Source organism: Thioclava sp. DLFJ5-1 (assembly GCF_002020115.1).
Taxonomy (GTDB): Bacteria; Pseudomonadota; Alphaproteobacteria; order Rhodobacterales; family Rhodobacteraceae; genus Thioclava; species Thioclava sediminum.
The window spans coordinates 370,285-391,103 of sequence record NZ_MPZU01000005.1 but is presented as its reverse complement, the minus strand read 5'-3'; the positions used below and the strand labels follow the sequence as shown (position 1 = coordinate 391,103).

The 20,819-nt window shown below is 64.1% G+C and carries 18 protein-coding genes; 9 read left to right on the top strand and 9 right to left on the bottom strand.

The genetic code is table 11. The annotated features are described in order from the left end of the window. Positions 1-145 precede the first annotated feature (145 nt). The 6 genes from BMI86_RS16800 (at position 146) to BMI86_RS16775 (ending at position 7,212) form a co-directional block, all read left to right on the top strand. Positions 146-1,747 carry an FGGY-family carbohydrate kinase gene (locus tag BMI86_RS16800; protein ID WP_078542358.1) on the top strand — a complete coding sequence of 534 codons (1,602 nt, stop codon included), beginning with the start codon at positions 146-148 and terminating at the stop codon, positions 1,745-1,747. Position 1,748: 1 nt separating this feature from the next. After that, on the top strand, positions 1,749-3,257 hold the full coding sequence (locus tag BMI86_RS16795; RefSeq protein WP_078542357.1) for a glycerol-3-phosphate dehydrogenase: 1,509 nt from the start codon (positions 1,749-1,751) through the stop codon (positions 3,255-3,257). Further along, complete coding sequence (locus BMI86_RS16790; RefSeq protein ID WP_078542356.1) at positions 3,257-4,189, top strand: TIM barrel protein; 933 nt, start codon at positions 3,257-3,259, stop codon at positions 4,187-4,189. The genes BMI86_RS16795 and BMI86_RS16790 overlap by 1 nt, the downstream gene beginning before the upstream one ends. A 95-nt stretch (positions 4,190-4,284) precedes the next feature. Next, positions 4,285-5,220, top strand: coding sequence for a sugar-binding transcriptional regulator (locus BMI86_RS16785; RefSeq protein ID WP_078521221.1), 936 nt, complete (start codon positions 4,285-4,287; stop codon positions 5,218-5,220). A gap of 22 nt (positions 5,221-5,242) precedes the next feature. Next, positions 5,243-6,010, top strand: a complete 768-nt coding sequence (locus BMI86_RS16780; protein ID WP_078542355.1) for a DeoR/GlpR family DNA-binding transcription regulator — start codon at positions 5,243-5,245, stop codon at positions 6,008-6,010. A gap of 212 nt (positions 6,011-6,222) precedes the next feature. Next, positions 6,223-7,212 (top strand): LysR family transcriptional regulator, encoded by a 990-nt coding sequence (locus BMI86_RS16775; RefSeq protein ID WP_078542354.1) that lies wholly within the window; start codon positions 6,223-6,225, stop codon positions 7,210-7,212. 56 nt (positions 7,213-7,268) lie between these two features. Here BMI86_RS16775 and BMI86_RS16770 read toward each other — a convergent pair whose 3' ends face one another. The 6 genes from BMI86_RS16770 to BMI86_RS16745 all read right to left on the bottom strand — a co-directional run bounded on the left by BMI86_RS16770 (position 7,269) and on the right by BMI86_RS16745 (position 12,895). Then, the gene (locus tag BMI86_RS16770; protein WP_078542353.1) at positions 7,269-8,525 is read right to left on the bottom strand and encodes a TRAP transporter large permease; all 1,257 of its coding nucleotides are present in this window, start codon (positions 8,523-8,525) and stop codon (positions 7,269-7,271) included. An 11-nt stretch (positions 8,526-8,536) separates the two neighbouring features. Then, a complete protein-coding gene (locus BMI86_RS16765; protein ID WP_232621666.1) occupies positions 8,537-9,061 on the bottom strand; it encodes a TRAP transporter small permease subunit in 525 nt (174 codons plus the stop codon). A gap of 50 nt (positions 9,062-9,111) precedes the next feature. Further along, entirely contained in the window at positions 9,112-10,086 is a 975-nt protein-coding gene (locus BMI86_RS16760; RefSeq protein ID WP_078542352.1) for a TRAP transporter substrate-binding protein, read from the bottom strand. 143 nt (positions 10,087-10,229) lie between these two features. Further along, positions 10,230-10,985, bottom strand: a complete 756-nt coding sequence (locus BMI86_RS16755; RefSeq protein WP_078542351.1) for a glucose 1-dehydrogenase — start codon at positions 10,983-10,985, stop codon at positions 10,230-10,232. Between the two features lie 33 nt (positions 10,986-11,018). Next, complete coding sequence (locus tag BMI86_RS16750; RefSeq protein ID WP_078542350.1) at positions 11,019-12,047, bottom strand: transketolase family protein; 1,029 nt, start codon at positions 12,045-12,047, stop codon at positions 11,019-11,021. Next, complete coding sequence (locus tag BMI86_RS16745) at positions 12,044-12,895, bottom strand: transketolase (RefSeq protein ID WP_078521206.1); 852 nt, start codon at positions 12,893-12,895, stop codon at positions 12,044-12,046. Before BMI86_RS16745 ends, BMI86_RS16750 begins: the two co-directional genes overlap by 4 nt. A gap of 227 nt (positions 12,896-13,122) precedes the next feature. Between BMI86_RS16745 and BMI86_RS16740 the strand changes: the two genes are divergently transcribed. The 3 genes from BMI86_RS16740 (at position 13,123) to BMI86_RS21085 (ending at position 16,509) form a co-directional block, all read left to right on the top strand. Then, positions 13,123-13,941 (top strand): TIM barrel protein, encoded by an 819-nt coding sequence (locus tag BMI86_RS16740; RefSeq protein ID WP_078542349.1) that lies wholly within the window; start codon positions 13,123-13,125, stop codon positions 13,939-13,941. Position 13,942: 1 nt separating this feature from the next. Continuing rightward, entirely contained in the window at positions 13,943-15,685 is a 1,743-nt protein-coding gene (dhaL, locus tag BMI86_RS16735; RefSeq protein WP_078542348.1) for a dihydroxyacetone kinase subunit DhaL, read from the top strand. 692 nt (positions 15,686-16,377) lie between these two features. Further along, complete coding sequence (locus BMI86_RS21085) at positions 16,378-16,509, top strand: SDR family oxidoreductase (protein ID WP_143594837.1); 132 nt, start codon at positions 16,378-16,380, stop codon at positions 16,507-16,509. 50 nt (positions 16,510-16,559) lie between these two features. Here BMI86_RS21085 and BMI86_RS16730 read toward each other — a convergent pair whose 3' ends face one another. The 3 genes from BMI86_RS16730 to BMI86_RS16720 are packed head-to-tail and all read right to left on the bottom strand — an operon-like array spanning position 16,560 to position 20,814. Beyond that, positions 16,560-17,792: a Tm-1-like ATP-binding domain-containing protein gene (locus BMI86_RS16730; RefSeq protein WP_078542347.1), complete on the bottom strand. Its 1,233-nt coding sequence runs from the start codon at positions 17,790-17,792 to the stop codon at positions 16,560-16,562. A gap of 10 nt (positions 17,793-17,802) precedes the next feature. After that, complete coding sequence (locus BMI86_RS16725; RefSeq protein ID WP_078542346.1) at positions 17,803-19,287, bottom strand: aldehyde dehydrogenase; 1,485 nt, start codon at positions 19,285-19,287, stop codon at positions 17,803-17,805. Between the two features lie 3 nt (positions 19,288-19,290). After that, positions 19,291-20,814, bottom strand: coding sequence for a tripartite tricarboxylate transporter permease (locus BMI86_RS16720; RefSeq protein WP_078542345.1), 1,524 nt, complete (start codon positions 20,812-20,814; stop codon positions 19,291-19,293). Positions 20,815-20,819: the final 5 nt, after the last annotated feature.

Here is a 20,819-nt window from a genome sequence, read left to right as displayed (position 1 = left end):
GGGTATGCTTGATGCGTCTCGAGGGCAGATTTGTCCCCGACAAGACCGCATTGGCTGGAGGGGCCGCGGTCGCAAATCAAGGGAGGAGGTCGCATGGCACAAGCGCCTTGCGTGGCTCGCCATCTGCGTCCCGAAACGGTGCAGTATGGCTGATCGCGACATCATTATCGGCATCGATGCGGGAACCTCCGTCATCAAGGCTGTGGCCTTCGATCTGTCTGGGCGGCAGATCGCGGCGGCGGCCGTGCCGAACCGCTACGACAGCGGCCCGAACGGGGCCGCGACCCAGAATATGGACCGCACATGGGCCGACTGCGCCAGCGCGCTGCGCAGTCTCGGCGAGCGTGTCGACGGGCTCGCCCGCCGCACCGCCGCGCTGGCCGTGACCGCGCAGGGCGATGGGACGTGGCTCGTAGGGCAGGGCGATCGCCCGGTCGGTGACGCCTGGCTCTGGCTCGATGCGCGCGCGGCGGAGACGACCCGCAGGCTGGCTGGGCACGGCCGCGACGCGGCTCGCTTCCGCGCTACTGGCACCGCGCTCAATACCTGTCAGCAGGGTGCGCAGATGGCGCATATGGATCGCCATTGCCCCGATCTGCTGGACCGCGCCGAGGTGGCGCTGCATTGCAAGGACTGGCTCTATCTGAACCTCACGGGCGTCCGCGCGACCGATCCCTCCGAGGCGAGCTTCACCTTTGGTGATTTCCGCACCCGCAGCTATTCCGACCTCGTGATCGAGGCGCTGGAGCTGCGGGGCCGCAGCCATCTTTTGCCGCCGATACTTGATGGCAGCCGCGAGACCCATCCACTGAGCGACGCGGCTGCCGAGGCGACGGGGCTGCTGGCTGGCACGCCCGTCAGCCTTGGCTACGTGGATATGGTGATGACCGCGCTCGGCGCGGGCGTCCATACCGGCACGCCGGGGGCGGCTTGTTCCACCATCGGCTCGACCGGGGTGCATATGCGCGCGGTGCGCGACGAGGACGTCACGCTGAACGGGCGCTCGGGCTATGTGATCTGCCTTCCGGCAGAGGGCATGGTCACGCAGGTCCAGACCAATATGGCCGCCACGCTGAACATCGACTGGGCGCTGCGCGTCGCGGCCGATCTGATGAGCGAGACCGGCCATCCGCATGACTACGCCGATCTGGTGGCGCGGATCGACGGCTGGCTGGCCCGATCCGAACCGGGCGCGCTGCTCTATCAACCCTATGTCTCCGAGGCGGGCGAGCGTGGGCCGATGGTCAACGCCAATGCCCGCGCCGGATTCATCGGCCTCTCTGCAGGCCACCGTTTCCCAGACATGATCCGCGCCGTCGTCGAAAGCCTCGGCATGGCCGCCCGCGACTGCTACGGCGCGATGGGAGAGCTGCCGCGCGAGTTGCGGTTGACCGGCGGTGCTGCGCGCTCCGGCGCGTTGCGTGGAATACTTGCCGCGTCTGTCGGCGCCCCGGTGCGGGTGTCGGCGCGCGAGGAGGCCGGGGCTGCTGGCTGCGCCATGATGGCCGCCGTCGCGATCGGTGCCTACCCGGATATGGAAAGCTGCGTCGCCGAATGGGTCACGCCGCTTCTGGGCGAGGCCGAGGCCCCCGACCCGGCGCTTCAGACCACCTATGCAGACCTTTACCCCGCCTATGCCGAAGCCCGCGAGGCGCTCGAACCGGTCTGGGACCGGCTCGCAGAGCATCGCGACCGGCGGACCACCCCCGAAATCGATGCGCCGCGCACCGCGCAAGGAGGATCGTGACATGAGCACGCAGGAACTGGATCTTTTCGTTATCGGAGGCGGAATCAACGGCGCGGGCTTCGCGCGCGACGCGGCCGGCCGTGGCCTCAAGGTGGCGCTGTGCGAGAAGGACGACCTAGCCGAGGGCACGTCGTCGCGCTCGGGCAAGCTGGTGCATGGCGGGCTGCGCTATCTCGAATATTACGAGTTCCGGCTCGTGCGCGAGGCGCTGATCGAACGCGAAGTGCTGATGAACGCTGCGCCGCATATCATCTGGCCGCTGCGCTTCGTGCTGCCGCATTCGCCGCAGGATCGTCCGGCCTGGCTGGTGCGGTTGGGGCTGTTCCTTTACGACCATCTCGGCGGGCGCAAGAAGCTGCCGGGGACGCGCACGCTCGACCTGCTTCGCGATCCCGAGGGCGCGCCGCTCCTCGACAAATATACACGCGGCTTCGAATATTCCGATTGCTGGGTCGACGATGCGCGTCTGGTGACGCTCAACGCGCTCGATGCGGCGCAGCGCGGGGCCATCGTGATGACCCGCTCGCCCGCGATCAGCGCGCGGCGTGAAGACGGCAAATGGCGCGTGACCACGCAAAACAGCCTGACCGGAGAAAAGCGCGAATTCCTCGCCAAATGTCTGGTGAATGCCGCCGGTCCGTGGGTGACCGACGTGCTGACCCGGGTCGCCGGGGCCAATTCGACGCGCAATGTCCGGCTGGTCAAGGGCAGCCATATCATCGTGCCGAAATTCTGGGAGGGGCCGCATAGCTACCTCGTGCAGAATACCGACAAGCGGGTGATCTTCATCAATGCCTATGAGGGCGACAAGGCGTTGATCGGGACGACCGATATCGCCTATGAAGGCCGGGCCGAGGATGTCTCGATCGACGACGGCGAGATCACCTATCTGCTCGACTGCGTGAACCGCTACTTCAAGGAGAAGCTGCGGCGCGAGGATATTCTCGAGACCTTCTCGGGAGTGCGACCGCTCTTCGATGACGGCAAGGGCAACCCTTCGGCGGTGACCCGCGATTATGTCTTCGATCTCGACGAGACCGGCGGCGCGCCGCTGCTGAACATCTTCGGCGGCAAGATCACCACTTTCCGCGAGTTGGCCGAACGGGGCATGCACGAGATTCGCCATGTCTTCCCGAAGATGGACGGCGACTGGACCGAAGAGGCGGCACTGCCGGGCGGCGACATGCCGGGGGCGGATTACGACGCGTTCCGCGAGACGTTGAAGGCCGAATATCCGTGGATGTCCCGGGATTTGCGCGAATATTACGGGCGCCGCTACGGGACGCTCACGCATCGGATCGTGGGCACGGCCAATGACCCCAAAGGTCTGGGCCGTCACTTCGGCGGGCATCTTTATGAGGCCGAGGTGACGTGGCTGGTCGAGAATGAATGGGCGGCCACGGCGGAGGATATCCTCTGGCGGCGCACCAAGCACCGGCTGACCATGTCCGAGGCCGAGATTGCGGCCTTCACCGAATGGTTCGACACGGCGCATGCGGTGGCTGCCTGATGGGACTGACGCTGTCTTTGAACACCAATCCGCTGGTGAACCGCTTCGCCGATCCGGATGACCTGATCGATTGCGTCGCCCGCGATCTGCGAATCCGCGATCTGCAGCTGACGCATGAGTTCATCAACCCGTCCTGGCCCGCGCCGGTGATCCGACGTCTGACGCGGCAGATGAGCGCGGCGCTGTCGCGGACCGGGGTGCGTGTGACCTCTGGGATGACGGGGCCCTACGGGCGGCTCAACCATTTCGGCCATCCCGACCGCGACGTGCGGCGCTATTATGTCGACTGGTTCAAGACCTTCGCGGACATCACCGCCGATCTCGGCGGCACGTCGGTGGGCACGCAATTCGCCATTCTGACCTATCGCGAGCAGGACGACCCGGCCAAGCGCGAGGAGATGATCCGGATCGCCATCGACTGCTGGGCCGAAGTGGCCGAGCACGGCAAAGCCGCCGGGCTGGACTATGTCTTCTGGGAGCCGATGAGCGTGGCGCGCGAATTCGGCGAGACCATCTCCGAATGCATGGCGCTGCAAGACCGGCTGACGGCGGCGAATATGGCGATCCCGATGTGGATGATGGCCGATATCGACCATGGCGACGTGACCTCCGAGAACCCGGACGACTTCGACCCTTATGCCTGGGCGCGGGCCGTGCCGAAGGTCTCTCCGATCATCCACATCAAGCAAAGCCTGATGGATAAGGGCGGGCATCGGCCCTTCACGGCGGAGTTCAACGCGCGCGGCCGCATCCAGCCCGAGCCGCTGCTCAAGGCCTTCGCCGAGGGTGGCGCGGCGGATAACGAGATCTGCCTCGAGCTGTCCTTCAAGGAGCGCGAGCCCAACGACCGCGAGGTGATCCCGCAGATCGCCGAAAGCGTGGCGTTCTGGGCGCCGCATATCGACACCGGTGCCTCTGACCTCAAGGTCTGAGGTCCGGGCAACGCGGCGGGGCTTCCCTAGGCCTCGCCTGCGCCTTATCAATAACGCCGCGCAACGATCTTGCGCGGCCCGAGCCGAAGGACAGCATGAACGACACCGATGAAACACTCGCCATCCGCGCAGCGTGGATGCACTACGTGGGCGGGCTCACGCAGGCCAAGGTCGCCAAGCGGCTTGGTCTGCCGTCGGTCAAGGCCCACCGGCTGATCGCCAAGGCGGTGGCTGACGGCCGGGTGAAAGTGTCGATCGAGGGCGATATCGTCGAATGCGTCGAGCTGGAGACGCGGCTGTTCGAGACCTACGACCTCAAGCTTTGCGAAGTCGCGCCGGATATCGGCGAAGAGGGCTTGCCGCTGCGCGCATTGGCGCTGGCGGGCGCGGCCTATCTCAAGCGTCAGTTTGAAGCGGGCGAACATTCGATCATCGGGCTGGGGCATGGCCGAACCTTGGCCGAAGTGACCCGGCAATTGCCGCGCACCGATGCCAAGGGGCTGCATTTCGTCTCGCTGCTGGGCGGGCTGACCCGCAATTTCGCCGCCAACCCGCATGACGTGATGCATCGCATCGCCGAAAAGACCGGCGCGCGCGCCTATGTCATGCCGGTGCCGTTCTTCGCCAATACCGTCGAGGACCGCGAGGTGCTGCTGTCGCAGCGCGGCGTCGACGAGGTCTTCCGCATGGCGCAATCCGCGACGCTCAAGATCGTCGGTATCGGCACCGCGACGGCTGATGCACAGCTGGTCTCCTCGGGGATGATCGAACCGGGAGAGATCGAGGCGATTGCAGCGGCGGGCGCGCAGGGCGAGATGCTGGGAGATTTCTTCGACGCCTCCGGCAATGTTGTAGAAACCACGCTTTCGGCCCGAACGCTCGCAGTGGGCTACGATCCCGAGCGCGAAGAGGATATCGTCGCGATCGCGGGCGGGCCGGACAAGGTCGAAGCGATCCGGGCGGTTCTGCGGTCTGGCAGGGTGGCCGGGCTGATCACCGACGAACGGACCGCGCGCGCGCTACTGAGCTGACGGCACGCAAAGGACGACCCTGATGAAACGAGACGACCGGAGGCAGAGCATCCTCGACGCACTGGTACGCGACGGGGCGGTGCAGCTCGACGAATTGGCCGAACGGTTCGGCGTCTCGAAAATGACGATCCACCGCGATCTCGACGATCTCGAAACAGAGGGTCTGCTGCGCAAGATCCGGGGCGGCGCCACGATCGAGCCCGGCTCGCAATTCGAGAGCGATTTTCGGTTCCGCCAGCTGCAGGGCCATGACCTCAAGGATCGAATGGCCCGCGCCGCGCTCGAATGGGTGGAGCCGGGGATGACCGTGATGGTCAACGATGGCTCGACCGCGTCCGTGTTGGGCAGCCTGTTGCCCGAGAAGCGTCCGTTGACGGTAATCACCAACAACGACGCGGTGATGGAGGCGCTGAAAGCAGAGGCCGGAATCACCGTCATCGCGCTGGGCGGACGCTACTCGGCGAAATACAACGCGTGGGTCGGTCGGGTCACGGAAGGCGCGCTGGCTACGCTGCGGGCCGATCTGGCCTTCATCTCGACGCCGGCGGCGGGGGATGGGCGCGCCTATCACATGGACGACGACATCACGCGCGCGAAGCGGGGCATGATGGACGCCGCGGCGCAGTCGGTGCTGCTGATCAACCATCTGCGTTTCGACCGGACGGCGCTGCACGTCTTGGCCGACTTCTCGGAATTCGCGGCGGTCATCACCGACGCCGAACCGTCGGAGGCAGCCCAAACGCAGATCGAGGCCACGGGGGCCGTGCTTAAAGTGGCTAAAAGCGGGTAGGGCACCGCTTTTTCCGCCCTTTGTCACGACAGCGGGTCGGTTGCGCCATCGAGAAAGCGCAGTGAATTGAAGCAGCGCTTCACAGAGTTTGCATCTGCTATTAAACATCAAGGAAAGACTTGCCGCGATGCCGGGCAGCATCCGTGACGGCTTCCGCCACACGATTTGCGCGCAATCGCATCCGGCACGGTCGTATTTCCAAGGAGCAGGACATGCTCAAAGACATCAATCTCAACGCGATGAACCACTTCGAGGCCGTCGCTCGGCTCGGCGGCATATCGAAGGCGGCCGAGGAGCTGGGCGTGTCGCCTTCCGCCGTCAGCCAGCAGATCCGGCAGTTCGAGCAGCAAATGGGTGTGCGCCTGTTCAAACGGGAGAAGCGGCGGCTGTCACTGACGCTGGATGGCGAGCGGCTTTTCCAGACGACGACGCAGGCGTTCCGGATGATGCGCGATGTGCGCTCCGCAATCCAGCGCCAGCGGGAGACGCGCCATTTCATCCTGCGGGTGTCGCCCTCTTTCGCGGTGCGCTGGCTCTCTCCGCGGCTCAAGTCGTTTCTCGAGCTTGCGCCGAACTGGGACATGCGGATCGACGCCGCGCCCGATTTCTCCGACTTCGAGACGGAGGTCGTCGATCTGGACCTGCGCTATGGCGAAGGCGGCTGGACCGGCCTGCATCAAGAACCGGTGGTCCATGACCTCGTGCTGCCGATGTGCTCGCCCGGCTATCTGGAAGAGTTGCGCGCTCTGTCCGACGATCCGATCGGGCAGTTGCGACAGGCGCGGCTGATCGACTCCGTGAAGACCCATTACCGGTGGGATTTCTGGCTGGCGCGGCACGGCATCATGGGAGAGCGGATGATCTACCCGATGCGGTTCGACCGCTCGTCGATGGCGATTCAGCTGGCGACTGACGGGGCAGGGGTCGTTCTGGAAAGTACGACGCTCGCCCTGAACGAACTGGAGCGTGGGGCCCTCGTTCCGCTGTCGACCGCGTTCGAGGCGATCCGTTTCCCTGCTTACTGGCTTGTCTCCCCGGCGCGCCATACCAGCCGCCGGATCGTGCGGATCTTCTCGGACTGGATGCGAGAGGAAGGTGCTGCCCATGATGCACGCGCCTCGGCGCTGATCACTGGCTTTGGCTGCCGCATCCGGGAGCAGCGCGGTCGGCAGCTACCGGGAGAGGAATACCTGCCCGAATGAAATACGCGCGCCCTGTTGCCAAGGCGCGCGCAATTGATGCGGATGCTGGATCCGGGTTAGTAGATCGTCAGCGCCGGCACGTAGGAGATCAGCGCCAGCACGAGGATCGCCACGAGGTAGAAGGGCGCCAGCGAGCGCACCACCTCCATCACGCCAACCCGTGCGATCGCGGCTGAGATGAACAGCGTGGTTCCCACCGGTGGCGTATAAAGACCGATCGACAGGTTCACGACCATCATCAGGCCAAGCTGCACCGGATCGAGACCGATCGTATGCCCGATCGTCACGAAGAGCGGGCCAAGCAGCAGCACCGCTGCGGGCAGATCGAGGAACGCGCCCACGATCAACATCACCACGTTCAGCGCGAGGATCACCAGCCAGCGCTCCTGAATGGTCGCAGCCACCCATGCGGCGAGCTCTTGCGGCACGCGCTCTGCAGTCAGCAGCCACTGGATCGTGGAGGATGCCATGATGATGAACATGACCGCGCCGGTCATCATCGCCGTGTCGACCACCGCCTCCCATAGGGATTTGGGATTGAGGTCACGGTAGATGACGCCGCTGACCAGAAGCGCATAGGCGACGGCCATCACGCTGACCTCGGTCGGGGTCGCCACGCCGAAGCGGAGGGTGCCGATCACGAAGACGGGCATCAGCAGGGCCGGGATCGCGCTGAAGATCTGGCTGCGGAAGGCGGTGAAGCCTCCTTCCAGCGGCGAGCGCGGCAGATTGCGGCGGCGCGCCACGATCGCGACGGCAATGAACATGCCCACACCCAGCATCACCCCGGGCAGGATGCCCGCGACGAACAGGTTGATGATCGAGGTTCCCGACACCAGCCCGTACAGAATGAGCGGGATCGACGGCGGGATCAGCACCGACACGGTCGACGAGGCAGAGTTGATCGCCCCCGAGAAACCGCCCGGATAGCCCTCGGCTTTCTGCACCGGGATCAGCGCGTTGCCCATCGCGGTCGCATCCGCGACGGCCGAGCCCGAGACACCGCCGAACATCACCGATCCGAGGATCGAAACTTGTCCCAGACCGCCCTTGAAATTCCCCACGACGAGGCGGGCGATATTCACCAGATAGGTGCCGAACCGCCCCGCCATCATCAGGTTGCCCGCAAGGATGAAGAACGGCACCGCCAGCATCGGAAAGCTTTGGGTGGGCGTGTAGAGACGCTGCACGATCACCGCCAGCGGCTTGTGGTCGAGCCACAGCGCGGCGGCGACGCCGCCCAGCATCGCATGTGCCACCGGCACGGCAAGCGCGAGCAGCACGAAGAAGACGAAGATCATGACACCGGCCATTGCGGGTCTCCTCAGCTCAGGCTTGCATGGGCGGGATCGTCATCCATCACGGACTTGCCCCCCAGCAGCAACACGATGTCGAGCGCGGCGATGATGGCCATCGCTCCGAATGAATAGACCATGCTGGAATAGCCCCAGATCGCCTTGACCCCGAGCGTGGACAGCGTCTGAAAGGTCGAGGCGCGCAGGATCGGCTGGCTGGACCAGAGGACCGAGATCGAGATCACGATGATCGCGGCTTCGACAAACAGCATGAAGGCGCGCCGAACCCGGGCTCCGGCCAACTCCGGCAACAAGGTGATCGCGATGTTGCGCGAGCGCGCGGTGGCGATGACGATGCCGCCAGCCACGAGCCATGGCAGCAGGATCGCATGGATTTCATAGGCCCACGGGATGCCCTTGCCGGCCCCGTAGCGCAGGATCACGTTTGTCAAAAGCGCCACGAACAGCACCGAAAGCGTGCCCGCAGCGATCAGCTTTCCCGACCATTCCAGCAGGTCGATCACGCCTTGCGCGAGGCGCAGGAAGGGGCGCATACGCCCCCTCCCTTCGCCTGATCCCGCGGCGTCGCTGCGGTCAGAGTCGATCATTCCAGCCCCGCAGCCTTTTTGAGTTCGGCGACCGTATCGGGGTAGTCCTTGGCGTATTTGTCATAGACCGACTTGGTTGCCTCGATATAAGCCGCGCGGTCCGCCTCAGCGAACTTGGCGCCGTCTGCCTCCATCTTCGGCATCAGCTCCTTGTCTGCCTTGAGCGACATGTCACGCTCCATCGCGCCCGCTTCCGAGGTCGCCTTGAGCGCGCAATCCTGCGTCGCCTTATCAAGGCCTTCCCACCACGACAGGCTGGCCACGACCGGGGTGCTTTCATACTTGTGCCCGGTCATCGTGATGTAGGGCGTGATCTCCTGCAGCTTGGCCGAGTTGATGTTGGTCAGCGGGTTTTCCTGACCGTCGAAAACGCCCGATTGCAGCGCCGAGGGCAGTTCGGACCACGCCAGCGGCGCGGGCGATGCGCCGAGCGCGTCGAAGATGTCGATCGTCATCTGATCCGGCGGGGTGCGGATCTTCAGGCCCTTGAGGTCGGCAGGCTCTTTGACGAACTTGTTGACCGTCGTGATGTTGCGAATGCCGTTATCCCAGAAGCCGAGGATCTTGAGCCCGGCTTTCTGTGCGTCGGCATCAAGAGAGTCGCCCACCGGCCCATCGAGCACTTTCCACGCGGTCGGCAGATCCTTGAACAGGAAGGGCAGGCCCAGCAGTCCGATCTGCGGCACGATCTGCGCCATCGGACCCTGGCTGTTGGCCGTGACCTGAATCACGCCTGCCGCGGTCGAGGTCAGCATCTCAGAGTCGTCGCCCATCGTGGCCGAGGCCGCGACGTTCACCGTATCCTTGCCGTCGGTGCATTGGGTAAAGATTTCAGCCCATTTTTCCGCCGCGATGTAGCGCGGGTTTCCAGGGTTCGCACCGTGCGCGAAGATCACTTCGTCAGCCTGCGCCGAAGAGGCCCCTGCAAGGGCCGTCGCGCCGAGAAGTGCGATGGTCAACATAGATTTCATTGGTCTCTCTCCCGATTGGTTCGGACGGTCTCCTCACCGTCCCGCCGGATTGGCTCCGGCTTCATCCGGCCCACCTCACTGCGGGCCGGAGATTAGTTGCCTTGCGGTCAGGCACAACCGCGAACAGGCGTTATTCGGTCGGCCTAGTGAATGAGCGAGCCGCCATTCACGTCGACTTCGGTGCCGGTGCAGTAGGCCGAAAGGTCAGAGGCAAGGAACAGCGCGCAACCAGCCACATCCTCGGCCGTGCCCGCGCGTCCCATCGGAATTCCGGCGAGGACTTGCGTGCGCATCTCTTCGGTCAGCTTGCCTGCGGTGATGTCGGTGGCGATGAAGCCCGGGCAAAGCGCGTTCACGCGCACGCCGTCGGGGGCAAGCTCGCGCGCCGAGGCCTTGGTCAGCCCCAGCACGCCCGCCTTCGCGGCCGAATAGTGCGGGCCACCGAAGATGCCACCGCCGCGCTGCGCGGAAACCGAGGACAGGTTCACGATCGAACCGGCCTTGCGCTCGCGGAAATGCGGCGTCAGCGCCTGCGTCATGTAGAGCGTGCCACGCAGGCTCACATCGGTCACCGCGTCGTAATTCTCCGGCATGATGTCCATGAGCTTGAGCGGCTGGGTGATGCCCGCGTTGTTCACGAGGATATCCACCGCGCCCCATTTTGCGATCAGCTCGTCCGCGGCGGCCTGACAGGCAGCCTTGTCGACGACGTTACACGCGAGGCCAACATGTCCCTCGCCGGGCAGATCGGCGGCAGCGGCAGCGGCCTGATCCGCGTCGAGGTCGAGGATCGCCACGGTCGCGCCATGCTGCGCAAAAAGCGTCGCCGTCGCCTTGCCGAGCCCGCGAGGGCTGGCCGCCCCGGTCACGATGGCAAATTTACCGTCCAGAAGTCCCATTGTGTTCCTTTCTTCGTGTCGTTGGCGCGGCGCTTAAAGCCAGCCGCGGATCTGTTGGGCGACCTTCGCGGTGCTCAGGCCATAGAGGTCATGAAGCGTGGGCAGCGCGCCCGCTTCGAGAAATTCATCGGGCAGCGCCATCTGGCGGAAAGCCGGCGTCACACCTGCGCGCAGGAGCGAGCGGGCAACCGCTTCGCCCAGCCCGCCGACTTCGGAGTGGTTCTCGGCGGTGACGAGAAGTCGGCCCTTGCCTGCCTCGGCGAGGATTGTCTCGGTATCGAGCGGCTTGATCGTCGGGCAGTGCAAAACCGCGACGTCGATCCCGTCCTTGGCCAGCAACTCCGCCGCGTCGAGCGCGCGCATGGTCATGATCCCCGAGGAGACCACCAGAACGTCGCGCCCCTCGCGGATCATCTGCGCGCGGCCCAGCTCGAACTGGTAGTCGGGCCGGTAGCGGGTGATCACCTCCGGCACCTTGCCCCGCAGAAGCCGGGCATAGACCGGCCCATCATGGGCGATCATCGCAGGCACCATCTGCGCCACGTCGGTCGCGTCACAGGGATCGAGAATGGTCAGGTTGGGCAGCCCGCGGAAGATCGCGAGATCCTCGGTCGCCTGATGGCTGGGTCCGTAACCCGTGGTCAGGCCCGGCAGACCGCAGACGATCTTGACCGGCAGGTTCTCCTCCGCGATCGCCATGCAGATGAAGTCATAGGCCCGGCGCGAGGCGAAGACCGAATAGGTCGTCGCGAAAGGAATGAAGCCCTCATGCGCCATCCCTGCCGCCGCCGACATCAGAAGCTGCTCGGCCATACCCATCTGATAGAACCGGTCGGGATAAGCCTGCGCGAAGACGTGCAGATCGGTGTATTTCGCGAGATCCGCCGTCAGGCCGACGATGCGGGGATCATCCTTCGCGGCCTCGACCAGCGCATGCCCGAAGGGGGCGGCGACGGTGTCATAGCCTTCCGCTGCCAGCGAAGCGATCATCGCGCTTGTCGCGACCTTCGTTTCGGGCACGCGGCGGGGTTCGTATTTGCGGGCGCGGGCTGCGGCGGTCATGCGGGCACCTCTGCGTCTAGAATATCCAGTGCGCGCGTCCACTCATCAGGCTCGACGCGAACGAAATGGGTGATCTCGCGCTCTTCGAGAAACGGCACGCCCTTGCACATCTTGGTATTGCAGATGATCACGCGGGGCTTTTGCTCGGGGCAGGTGCGGGCAGCGTCAAAGGCTGCGACCAGCGCATCGAGGTCATTGCCGTCGACTTCCTGCGCGTGCCAGCCAAAGGCCTCCCATTTCGGTGCCTCGGCCCCGACGGCGAGCGCGTCACGGGTCGGGCCATCGGCCTGCTGATTATTGAAATCCACGATGCAGATCAGGTTGCTCAGACGGTGCTGGGTGGCCGACATCACGGCCTCCCAAGTCGAGCCTTCGCCCAGTTCGCCGTCGGACATCAGGTTGTAGACGAACTGATCGCCGCCCTTCGCCTTCAGCCCGAGCGCCATCCCGACCGCGATGCCCAGCCCATGGCCGAGGCTGCCGCCGGTGATCTCCATCCCCGGCGTGTAGGAGGCCATGCCCGACATCGGCATGCGCGAGTCGTCCATACCGTAGGTGCCGATCTCGTCCTCGGGCAGGATGCCCGCCTCGATCAGCGCGGCATAAAGCGCGATCGCATAATGGCCGATCGACAGCAGGAAACGATCGCGCCCTTCCCATTCGGGATCGTCGGCGCGCAGGTTCAATGCGTGGAAATAAGAGGTCGCAAGAACGTCAGCCACACCAAGCGCCTGGCCGACATAGCCCTGTCCCTGGACTTCGCCCATCTGGAGGGCTTTGCGACGGATGCCCCAGGCGCGGCGCGCCAACGAGACATTCGACCGCAGATTTGCGGTAAGTTCTGGCATGGTTCCTCCCCTGCGGCGATCCTCCATCAGCCGCATCCTGCCCAGAACACTGCCGCGAGGAGCGCTCCAAAAAAAGAAAGGAAACTTAAACTCGTTGTTAGTATTTCTTCACAACTTCCCGGCTGGTTTTGATGTCCGAGCGGTGGTTTCCCCGCTACTCCTGTTGGGGAAGCTCTGCGCGCTACACTGAGGAGGTCGTGTGCGGAGCATGACTACGGGAGGACATCATGAAACTGGGTTTGGGCAGTTACGCCTATCGCTGGTCCATCGGGATCAAGGATCAGATCCCCTCTAAGCCACTGACGGCATTCGACCTTCTGGATCGTGCGGAAGCGCTCGGACTTGAGGTCGTGCAATATGCGGACAATATGCCGCTGGATCGTTACACTGCGGACGATCATCACAAGCTCTACGAGATCGCCCAACAAAAGGGCCTTCAACTCGAGCTGGGAACGCAATGTTTCGATGCCGATGAAGTCGACCGCTATATCGAGATCGGCCAGCGCCTTCACTCAAAGATCATGCGTGTCGCGCTCGATGCCGAAGACAGCCACATGCCGGTGGCCGAGCTGGCCGAGCAGCTGCGACCGCGGGTCGATCGTGCGCGTGCCGCAGGCATGAAAATCGCGATCGAGAACCACTTCAACTATCCGAGCCCGCGCATGGTCGAGCTGCTGGAGGCGGTCGGCGACGATCACCTCGGGGTCTGTCTCGACGTGGCGAATTCGATCTGTGCAAACGAGTGGCCCGAAGAGACGATCACTCTCTTGGCGCCCTGGACGATCAACCTGCACCTGAAGGATTACGAGATCACGCCGGACCCCTATGGCGTCGGCTTCCGCATTCATGGCGTGCCCTTGGGCACGGGCCGCGCGCCGATCGCGTGGACCCTCGACCAGCTGGCGCATTGCCCCGCCGACATGAGCGTGATCCTCGAACATTGGCTGATGCTGGAGAGCGACGGCCTCGAGGCGGCGATTGCCAAGGAACAGCCGTGGATCGAACAGACCACCGCAGCCGCGAAAACTTTTACCGAGGGGCGCTGAGATGACCGACGACATTCGCACCAAGAAACTGATGAACGCGCCCGAGGACATCATCCCCGAGGCGATCGAAGGGATGCTTTCCGCCCATCCCGACCTGCTGACCGTCGAGGGTGCCACGCGCCGCGCGATCGTGGCCAAGGACGGCCCGCGCGACGGCAAGGTCGGTATCATCATCGGCGGCGGCTCCGGGCACGAACCGGCCTTCGCGGGCTATGTCGGGCGCGGCCTGGCGGATGCGGCGGCGGTCGGCAACGTCTTTGCCTCGCCCTCGCCCGAGCACATCATGGATGCCGCGCGCGCGGTCGAAGGGGGCGCGGGGGTGATGTTCCTCTATGGCAATTACACCGGCGACGTGATGAATTTCGACATGGCCGCCGAGGAATGCGAGGGGATGGGTATTCCCGCCCGTTCGGTTCAGGTCACCGATGACGTGGCCTCGGCGCCCAAGGGCCGGGAGAAAGAAAGACGCGGAATTGCCGGGGATTTCTTCGTCTTCAAAATCGCAGGCGCCGCAGCCGAGGCCGGTCGCGACCTCGAAGGCTGCTATGCCGCAGCACAGCATGCCAATGACAATTGCCGGTCTATGGGCGTCGCGCTGAGCGCGTGCTCCTTGCCCCAGACCGGCAAGCTCAATTTCGACCTCGGCCTGCGCGAGATGGAAATCGGCATGGGTATCCATGGTGAACCGGGCATGCGTCGCGGTCATCTCGAAAGCGCCGATGCCGTCAGCGACGAGTTGATGCAGGCCATCCTGACCGACATGGAGCTGGGCAAGGGCGACGAGGTCGCGGTACTGGTCAACGGGCTGGGCGCAACCGGGCCGCTGGAGCTTTACATCCTGCACCGCCGGATCGCGCAGATTCTTGGCGAGCGCGACGTGAAAATTCACCACAGCTGGGTCGGAGAATACTGCACCTCTCTGGAAATGGCCGGGGCTTCGATCACGCTGCTCAAGCTGGACGAGGACCTCAAGACGCTGCTCGATATGCCGTGCCGGACGCCTGCACTCACGGTCGCCGGAAGCCTTGAGCCGGTGGGCAAGCGCACCCGCCGCACTCATGCCACCGCCTCCAGCACAAGCGGGATCGAGCGGTCTGACCTTGCTATCGACGGCCCCGTCACGCCTGTGCGTTTCCGCCAGATGATGCTGGCGATTGCAGATGCGATCCACACGAACCGCGACTGGCTGTCGGAGCTCGACGGGGTCATCGGGGATGGCGATCACGGCGTCACGATGGATATCGGCTGGACCGCTGTGCGCAAGGAGCTGAAAGACCCGACGGATGAAACCGTGTCCGAGACCTGCGCGCGCATGGCCAAGGCGTTTCTCGACGCGGTCGGGGCGTCTTCCGGGCCGCTTTATGCGACCGCTTTCCGCAAGGCGGGCGAGGCAGTGTCCGATCGGCTCAATCTCGATGCCGGCGCGATGGTCGCGTGGATCGAAGGGATCTGCGCAGGCATCCAATCGCGCGGTGGCGCACAGGTCGGCGATAAGACGATGATCGACGCATGGGTTCCGGCGGTGGCGAAAGCGCGCGAGACCCTGCAATCGGGCGGTGACGTGATCGCCTGTCTCGAGGCGGCCTGCGCCGGGGCAAAAAATGGCCGCGACTACACCGCTGAAATCGAAAGCCGCCGGGGCCGGTCGGCCAAACTGGGAGAACGCTCTGTCGGGCACATGGACCCGGGCGCGGCCTCGGCCCATGTCATGCTGGTCGCGATGACCGAGGCCCTGCGCGATTGATCGTGATCGGGGCGCTCTCAAGGGCGCCCCGCCCGTCATCGCGTTCGATGTCCGAGCGTCTGGCTCCAGTTGGTCCCATTTGAGAGGATCACATCACCACCACTACGCTTTCGTGGGCGATGTTGTCGCAACCAGCGGCGCGGAGCGCGCTTTCCCGTAAAGACCGTCTGCGAGTATGGCGAAGCCATCCGCTATGATCGCGGCGTTTTTCGCCTCATTCCAGTCCGCTGCTGCTGCGGCGCCAGACTACGATTGGGTATCTGGAATGTCAGCCGGAAAACCCGGAAACCGGGGTCGGTTCTGGAAACCAACCTGCAATGCAGTGCTCCGAATTTCGGCTGAATAGTGGAGGCGAGTACCGGAATCGAACCGGTGTACACGGATTTGCAATCCGCACTTGGCCACGGGTTTCATTGAATTTTCTAGTAAACTGAGCGAATTTCGCTTGATGTAATATCAATGACTTAAGGGGCGACTTGTAAACCGCCCCAGGCTTGAGGGCGAAGATTGAGCCGGTATCGGCTATGTTCGGCGTTTAGCGCCCAGCACAACTGTTTAGCATCGAGGCTGAGATCGGTGACCGGTACCGGACCGCCCCTTCAGGCGGCAAGTTTCCGCTCGAGTTGGACATCGCTCTGGGTCGACAATTCGACGTTGCGGTCCCGGCGAAGCTCAGGACGTATAGCCAATAGATGACCGTAGCGGCGAGAGCTATTGCGGAGGCCGAGGAGGTCGCACAGGCAATCGCGCTGTTGCTTTCCAAAGAGGCCGGTGTGGTCACTGGTGCGGCGCTGCCCATCGAAGGTGGCTTCCTTTCTGTTTGACCTCGTCTAAGGATCTATCTCCCTAACGCCTCTGCCCATGCTGCTCTAACTCAGCCCTTAATCAGACCCTCCTCCCGCCACGCGTCGAAAATCTCAAGCGCCGCTGCGGGGAAGTCGGGGTCGTTGATATGGGCCTTTACCTCGTGCAATGCGACATTGTCGGGCGCGCAGGCGCGGATTTCGTCGAAAAAGCCCGCCAGCCCCTCAGGGTCGTGCAGATCGTGGCCGGGACGGTCCAGTTCGTGCACCCCGCCCAAAGGCAGCAGCAGTGCGGTCGGTCCCTTTGCCCCAGCCAATTTCTCGCAATGCGCACGCGCCACCGCCCGGCGCTCCGCATTATCGAGCACGACCGAGGTCAGCAGCCGGTTATGCGCGTGACTCGGATGATCTTTCCATTTGTCGGGCAGGGGCTGCCAGCCGACCATATCGACCAGATCGTGACAGGCCGGGGCGATGATCTGCGGCGTGCCCGAGGCGCCTGCATTCGTCATCCGGTCGGCGCCTGCGCTGATGGCAGAGCCATGCAGGTGGTTGCCGATTTCCTGCGTCGCGAAGTCGAAAACGCAGGCGAAGGCGCCCTGTGCCGCGAGGCTCTCGAAGGCGCGCCCGCCCATGCCGGTGGCGTGGAATACCGCGACCTCGTAGCCGCGCGCTTCCAGTTCGGGCTTCAGCGTCACCATGTATTTCAGGAAGGATTTCCCGAAGGACGTCATCCCGATAAGCGGTTTCGAACGATCGGGCCGTTCCACCGCGCGGGCCGCGCCCAGAACCGCGCCCGCCGCCTGACTGAGCGAGGCTTTGCAGATCGAGTTCAGCCCGTAAAGCCCGCCCGCCCAGAGGATCATCTGCACATCCGCCGCGATCCGTTCGGGCGGCAGAAGCGGCGAGAAAGAGACCGTCGAGACGATATATTTCGGTACCCCGATTGGCAGCGCCGCACATAGGTCGAGCGCGAGATCGGTGCCCATGGTTCCGCCCAGCACGACCATCCCGTCGAACAGGCCCTTGGCATGGAGTTGCGCGACCAGCATCGCGCCCCCGCGCGCCATGATCTGCATCGCCTGGTTTTCGTCGCCGCTCGCAATCGCAGCCTCTATAGAAGAGCCGCCCGCTTCGGCCACCTGATGTTTGCTGTATTCAACCGGGGTCGAGGGCTCGCCGAGAACCGAGACGTCCATGCGCAGGACACGTCCGCCCTGTGCCTCGATCACCTCGCGCAGATAGGTCAGTTCATCGTCCTTGGTGTCGTAAGTGCCGACAACGAGAATGGTGCGATCAGTCATATGCGCCCCCTTAAAGTTTGATCCAAGCGGTTTTCAGATCGAGATATTTATCGAACGCATGCAGTGACTTGTCATGCCCGTTGCCCGACTGCTTGACCCCGCCCAAGGGCACGGTCAGGTCGGATCCGCCATAAGTGTTCACATGCACGACGCCCGCGTGGATGCCCCGGATCATCCGGTGCGCGCGGCTCAGGTCTGCGGTCCAGACGGCCGCGGCCAGCCCATAATCGGTGCCGTTGGCGATGCGCAGGGCCTCTTCTTCGGTGTCGAACGGGATCACTGCCAGAACCGGGCCGAAGACTTCGCGCTGTGCGATCGGATCGTCGGGGGCGACCCCGGTGACGATCGTGGGCTCCATGAAGAACCCGCCTGTCTCTTCACGGATGCGCTTGCCGCCGAAGACCTGTCGGCCCGCGGCTTCGGCCTCGCTGACGAAGCGCAGGTTATGCTCCAGTTGGCGGGCGGAGTTCACCGCGCCGGCCTGCGTCGCCGGGTCGAGCGGATCGCCCACCTGCATCGTCTCGGTGAAGGCACGCAGCTTTTCGACGAAGGCGTCATGGATCGACCGCTCGACCAGCAGTCGCGATCCCGCGATGCAGACTTGGCCGGAGTTGCGGAAGATGCCGTTGGCCGCGACCTTCACCGCCATGTCCAGATCGGGCGCATCGGCAAAGACGATGTTGGGCGATTTGCCGCCCAGTTCCAGATAGACGCGTTTGAGGTTCGATTTCGCGGCGTTCTCCAGCAGACGCCGCCCGACCGGACCCGAGCCGGTGAACACCATCACGTCGATCTGCATCGACAGAGCCATCGCTTCGCCGACCACCGCGCCTTCGCCCAGCACGACGTTGAACACGCCCGGCGGCATCCCGGCCTCGAGCGCCAAATCGGCGATACGGCGCAACGTGAGCGACGCGGTCTCGGCCGGTTTTAGAACCACGGTATTTCCCGCCGCCAGTGCCGGGCCCAGCTTCCACGCGCCGATCATCAGTGGGAAGTTCCATGGTACGATCGCGCCGACCACGCCCACCGGCTCGCGATGCACCAGCCCCAACGCATCGGGCGCGGTGGGGGCGATCTCGCCATAAATCTTGTCGATGGCCTCGGCATAGTAGCGGATCGTCGCGGCGGCGGAGAACGGCTCGGCCTTCAGTGCCATGCCGATCTCGGTGCCGTTGTCGCGCACGCCGAGAACGGCAAGCTCCAGTGCGTTGGCCTCGATCAACGCGGCCCATTGCAGCAGCACTGCCTTGCGTGCAGCCGGGGCCAACCCTGACCAGCGCCCGTCATCGAAGGCCGCGCGTGCGCTGGCGATGGCGGCTTCGGCATCGGTGGTGGTGCCGCGCGCCAGCGTGGTGATCTCGCGCCCGTCGAGCGGTGAGATCACCGGCAATGTGCCATGGTCCGAGGCGGGCTGTGCCGCGCCCTCGATCAGATGCAGGGCAGGGGGGATGTCGGCGCTACGCAGCGCCGCGATCTTGTCGGTATCGAGCATTGCTTACCTCGTGAAACTGTCATGCATGTCGTGATCGTGCGCGCTCTCTGGCTCGCGGTTCTGGCGCTCGCGGTAAAGGCTCGCTAAATGGGCGATCAGAAGTCCGCCTATGGCCAATCCAAGGATTGCCGCGATCGGACGGTCGAAGAAATCGATCGGCACGTGCACGCGCGCCATCGACGACCTCAACTTGGTTTCCATGATGCCGCCCAGAACCATGCCTAGAACGATCGGGACGATCGGCAGGTTTTGCCGTTTCAATATCAGTCCGAGGACACCGAACGCGGCAGCAATCGCGCAGTCCACAATCGAGTTGCGCAGTGAATAGACGCCGACGAAGCTGAGCACGAGGATCATCATGCCAAGGAAACGCGTCGGGATCTGGATGATCTTGAGCAGCCAGTTCGACGAGACGAGCATGAACAACACCACGATGATGTTGAGCAGAATCATCGCGATATAGAGCGCGTAGACGAAATCGAGCTTGTTCTGGAACAGCTGCGGGCCGGGGATCACGTTGTGGACGTAAAAGACCGACAGCATCATTGCGGTGAGCGCTTCGCCCGGGATGCCGAGCGCCAGCAGCGGGATCATCGCGGCGGCGGGAACCGCATTGTTCGCCGCCTCCGAGGCGATCAGGCCTTCGGGGCTGCCTTTGCCGAATTCTTCGGGCGTCTTCGAGGTTTTCTGTGCGTAAGTGTAGGACAGAAATTGCGCGGTGAACTCGCCGACGCCGGGGATCATTCCCATCATCACGCCGCAGCTCGCGGCAAAGCCCGCCACCCTTTTGTGGCGTAGGACACCCATCATCGCTCGCCCCATTGAGCCTTCGATGCGCTGCGCATGAGGTGCCGATTCCGGCTCGATCAGCAGGAGGAAGGCTTGGCTCAGCGCGAAAAGCCCCAGAACCACCACGATCAAATCAAAGCCCGAATTCAGGAAGTCGAAACCAAAGGTGAAGCGCATCGTGTATTTGACGGGCTCCAGCCCGACGGTCTGCAGAAAGATCCCGAAGGCCGCCAGCATCCCGGCCGCGAAGGTCTGGCCGCGATGGGCGAGGATCACCAGGACGATACCCAGCAGCGCGGCCAGGAAAATCTCTCGCGAGCCGAACATCGGCGCGATTTTCGCCAGCACGGGCGAAAGCAGGATCAGAGCGATGATCGAGGCGACGCCGCCGAAGAACGAGGCTCCATAGGCGAGGCCAAGCGCGCGCAACGCCTCGCCCTTTTTCGTCATCGGGTGGCCGTCATAGGTGGTCAGCGCGTTGACCGCCGTGCCGGGCGTGTTGATCAGAATTGCGGGCAGCGACCCGCCGAACATTGACGACCCGTAGATGCCCAGAAGCATGGTCAAGCCGACCAGCGGCGGCATCGCAAAGGTTGCGGGCAGCAGGATGGCGATTGCGACGGCCGGGCCGACGCCGGGGATCGCACCGATGATCACCCCGCCAATCGAACCGATCAAGAGAGCGACCATAACGTCGAGGCGCATAAGCATCTCTGCGCCGGAAAGCAGCATGTCCATGAGGG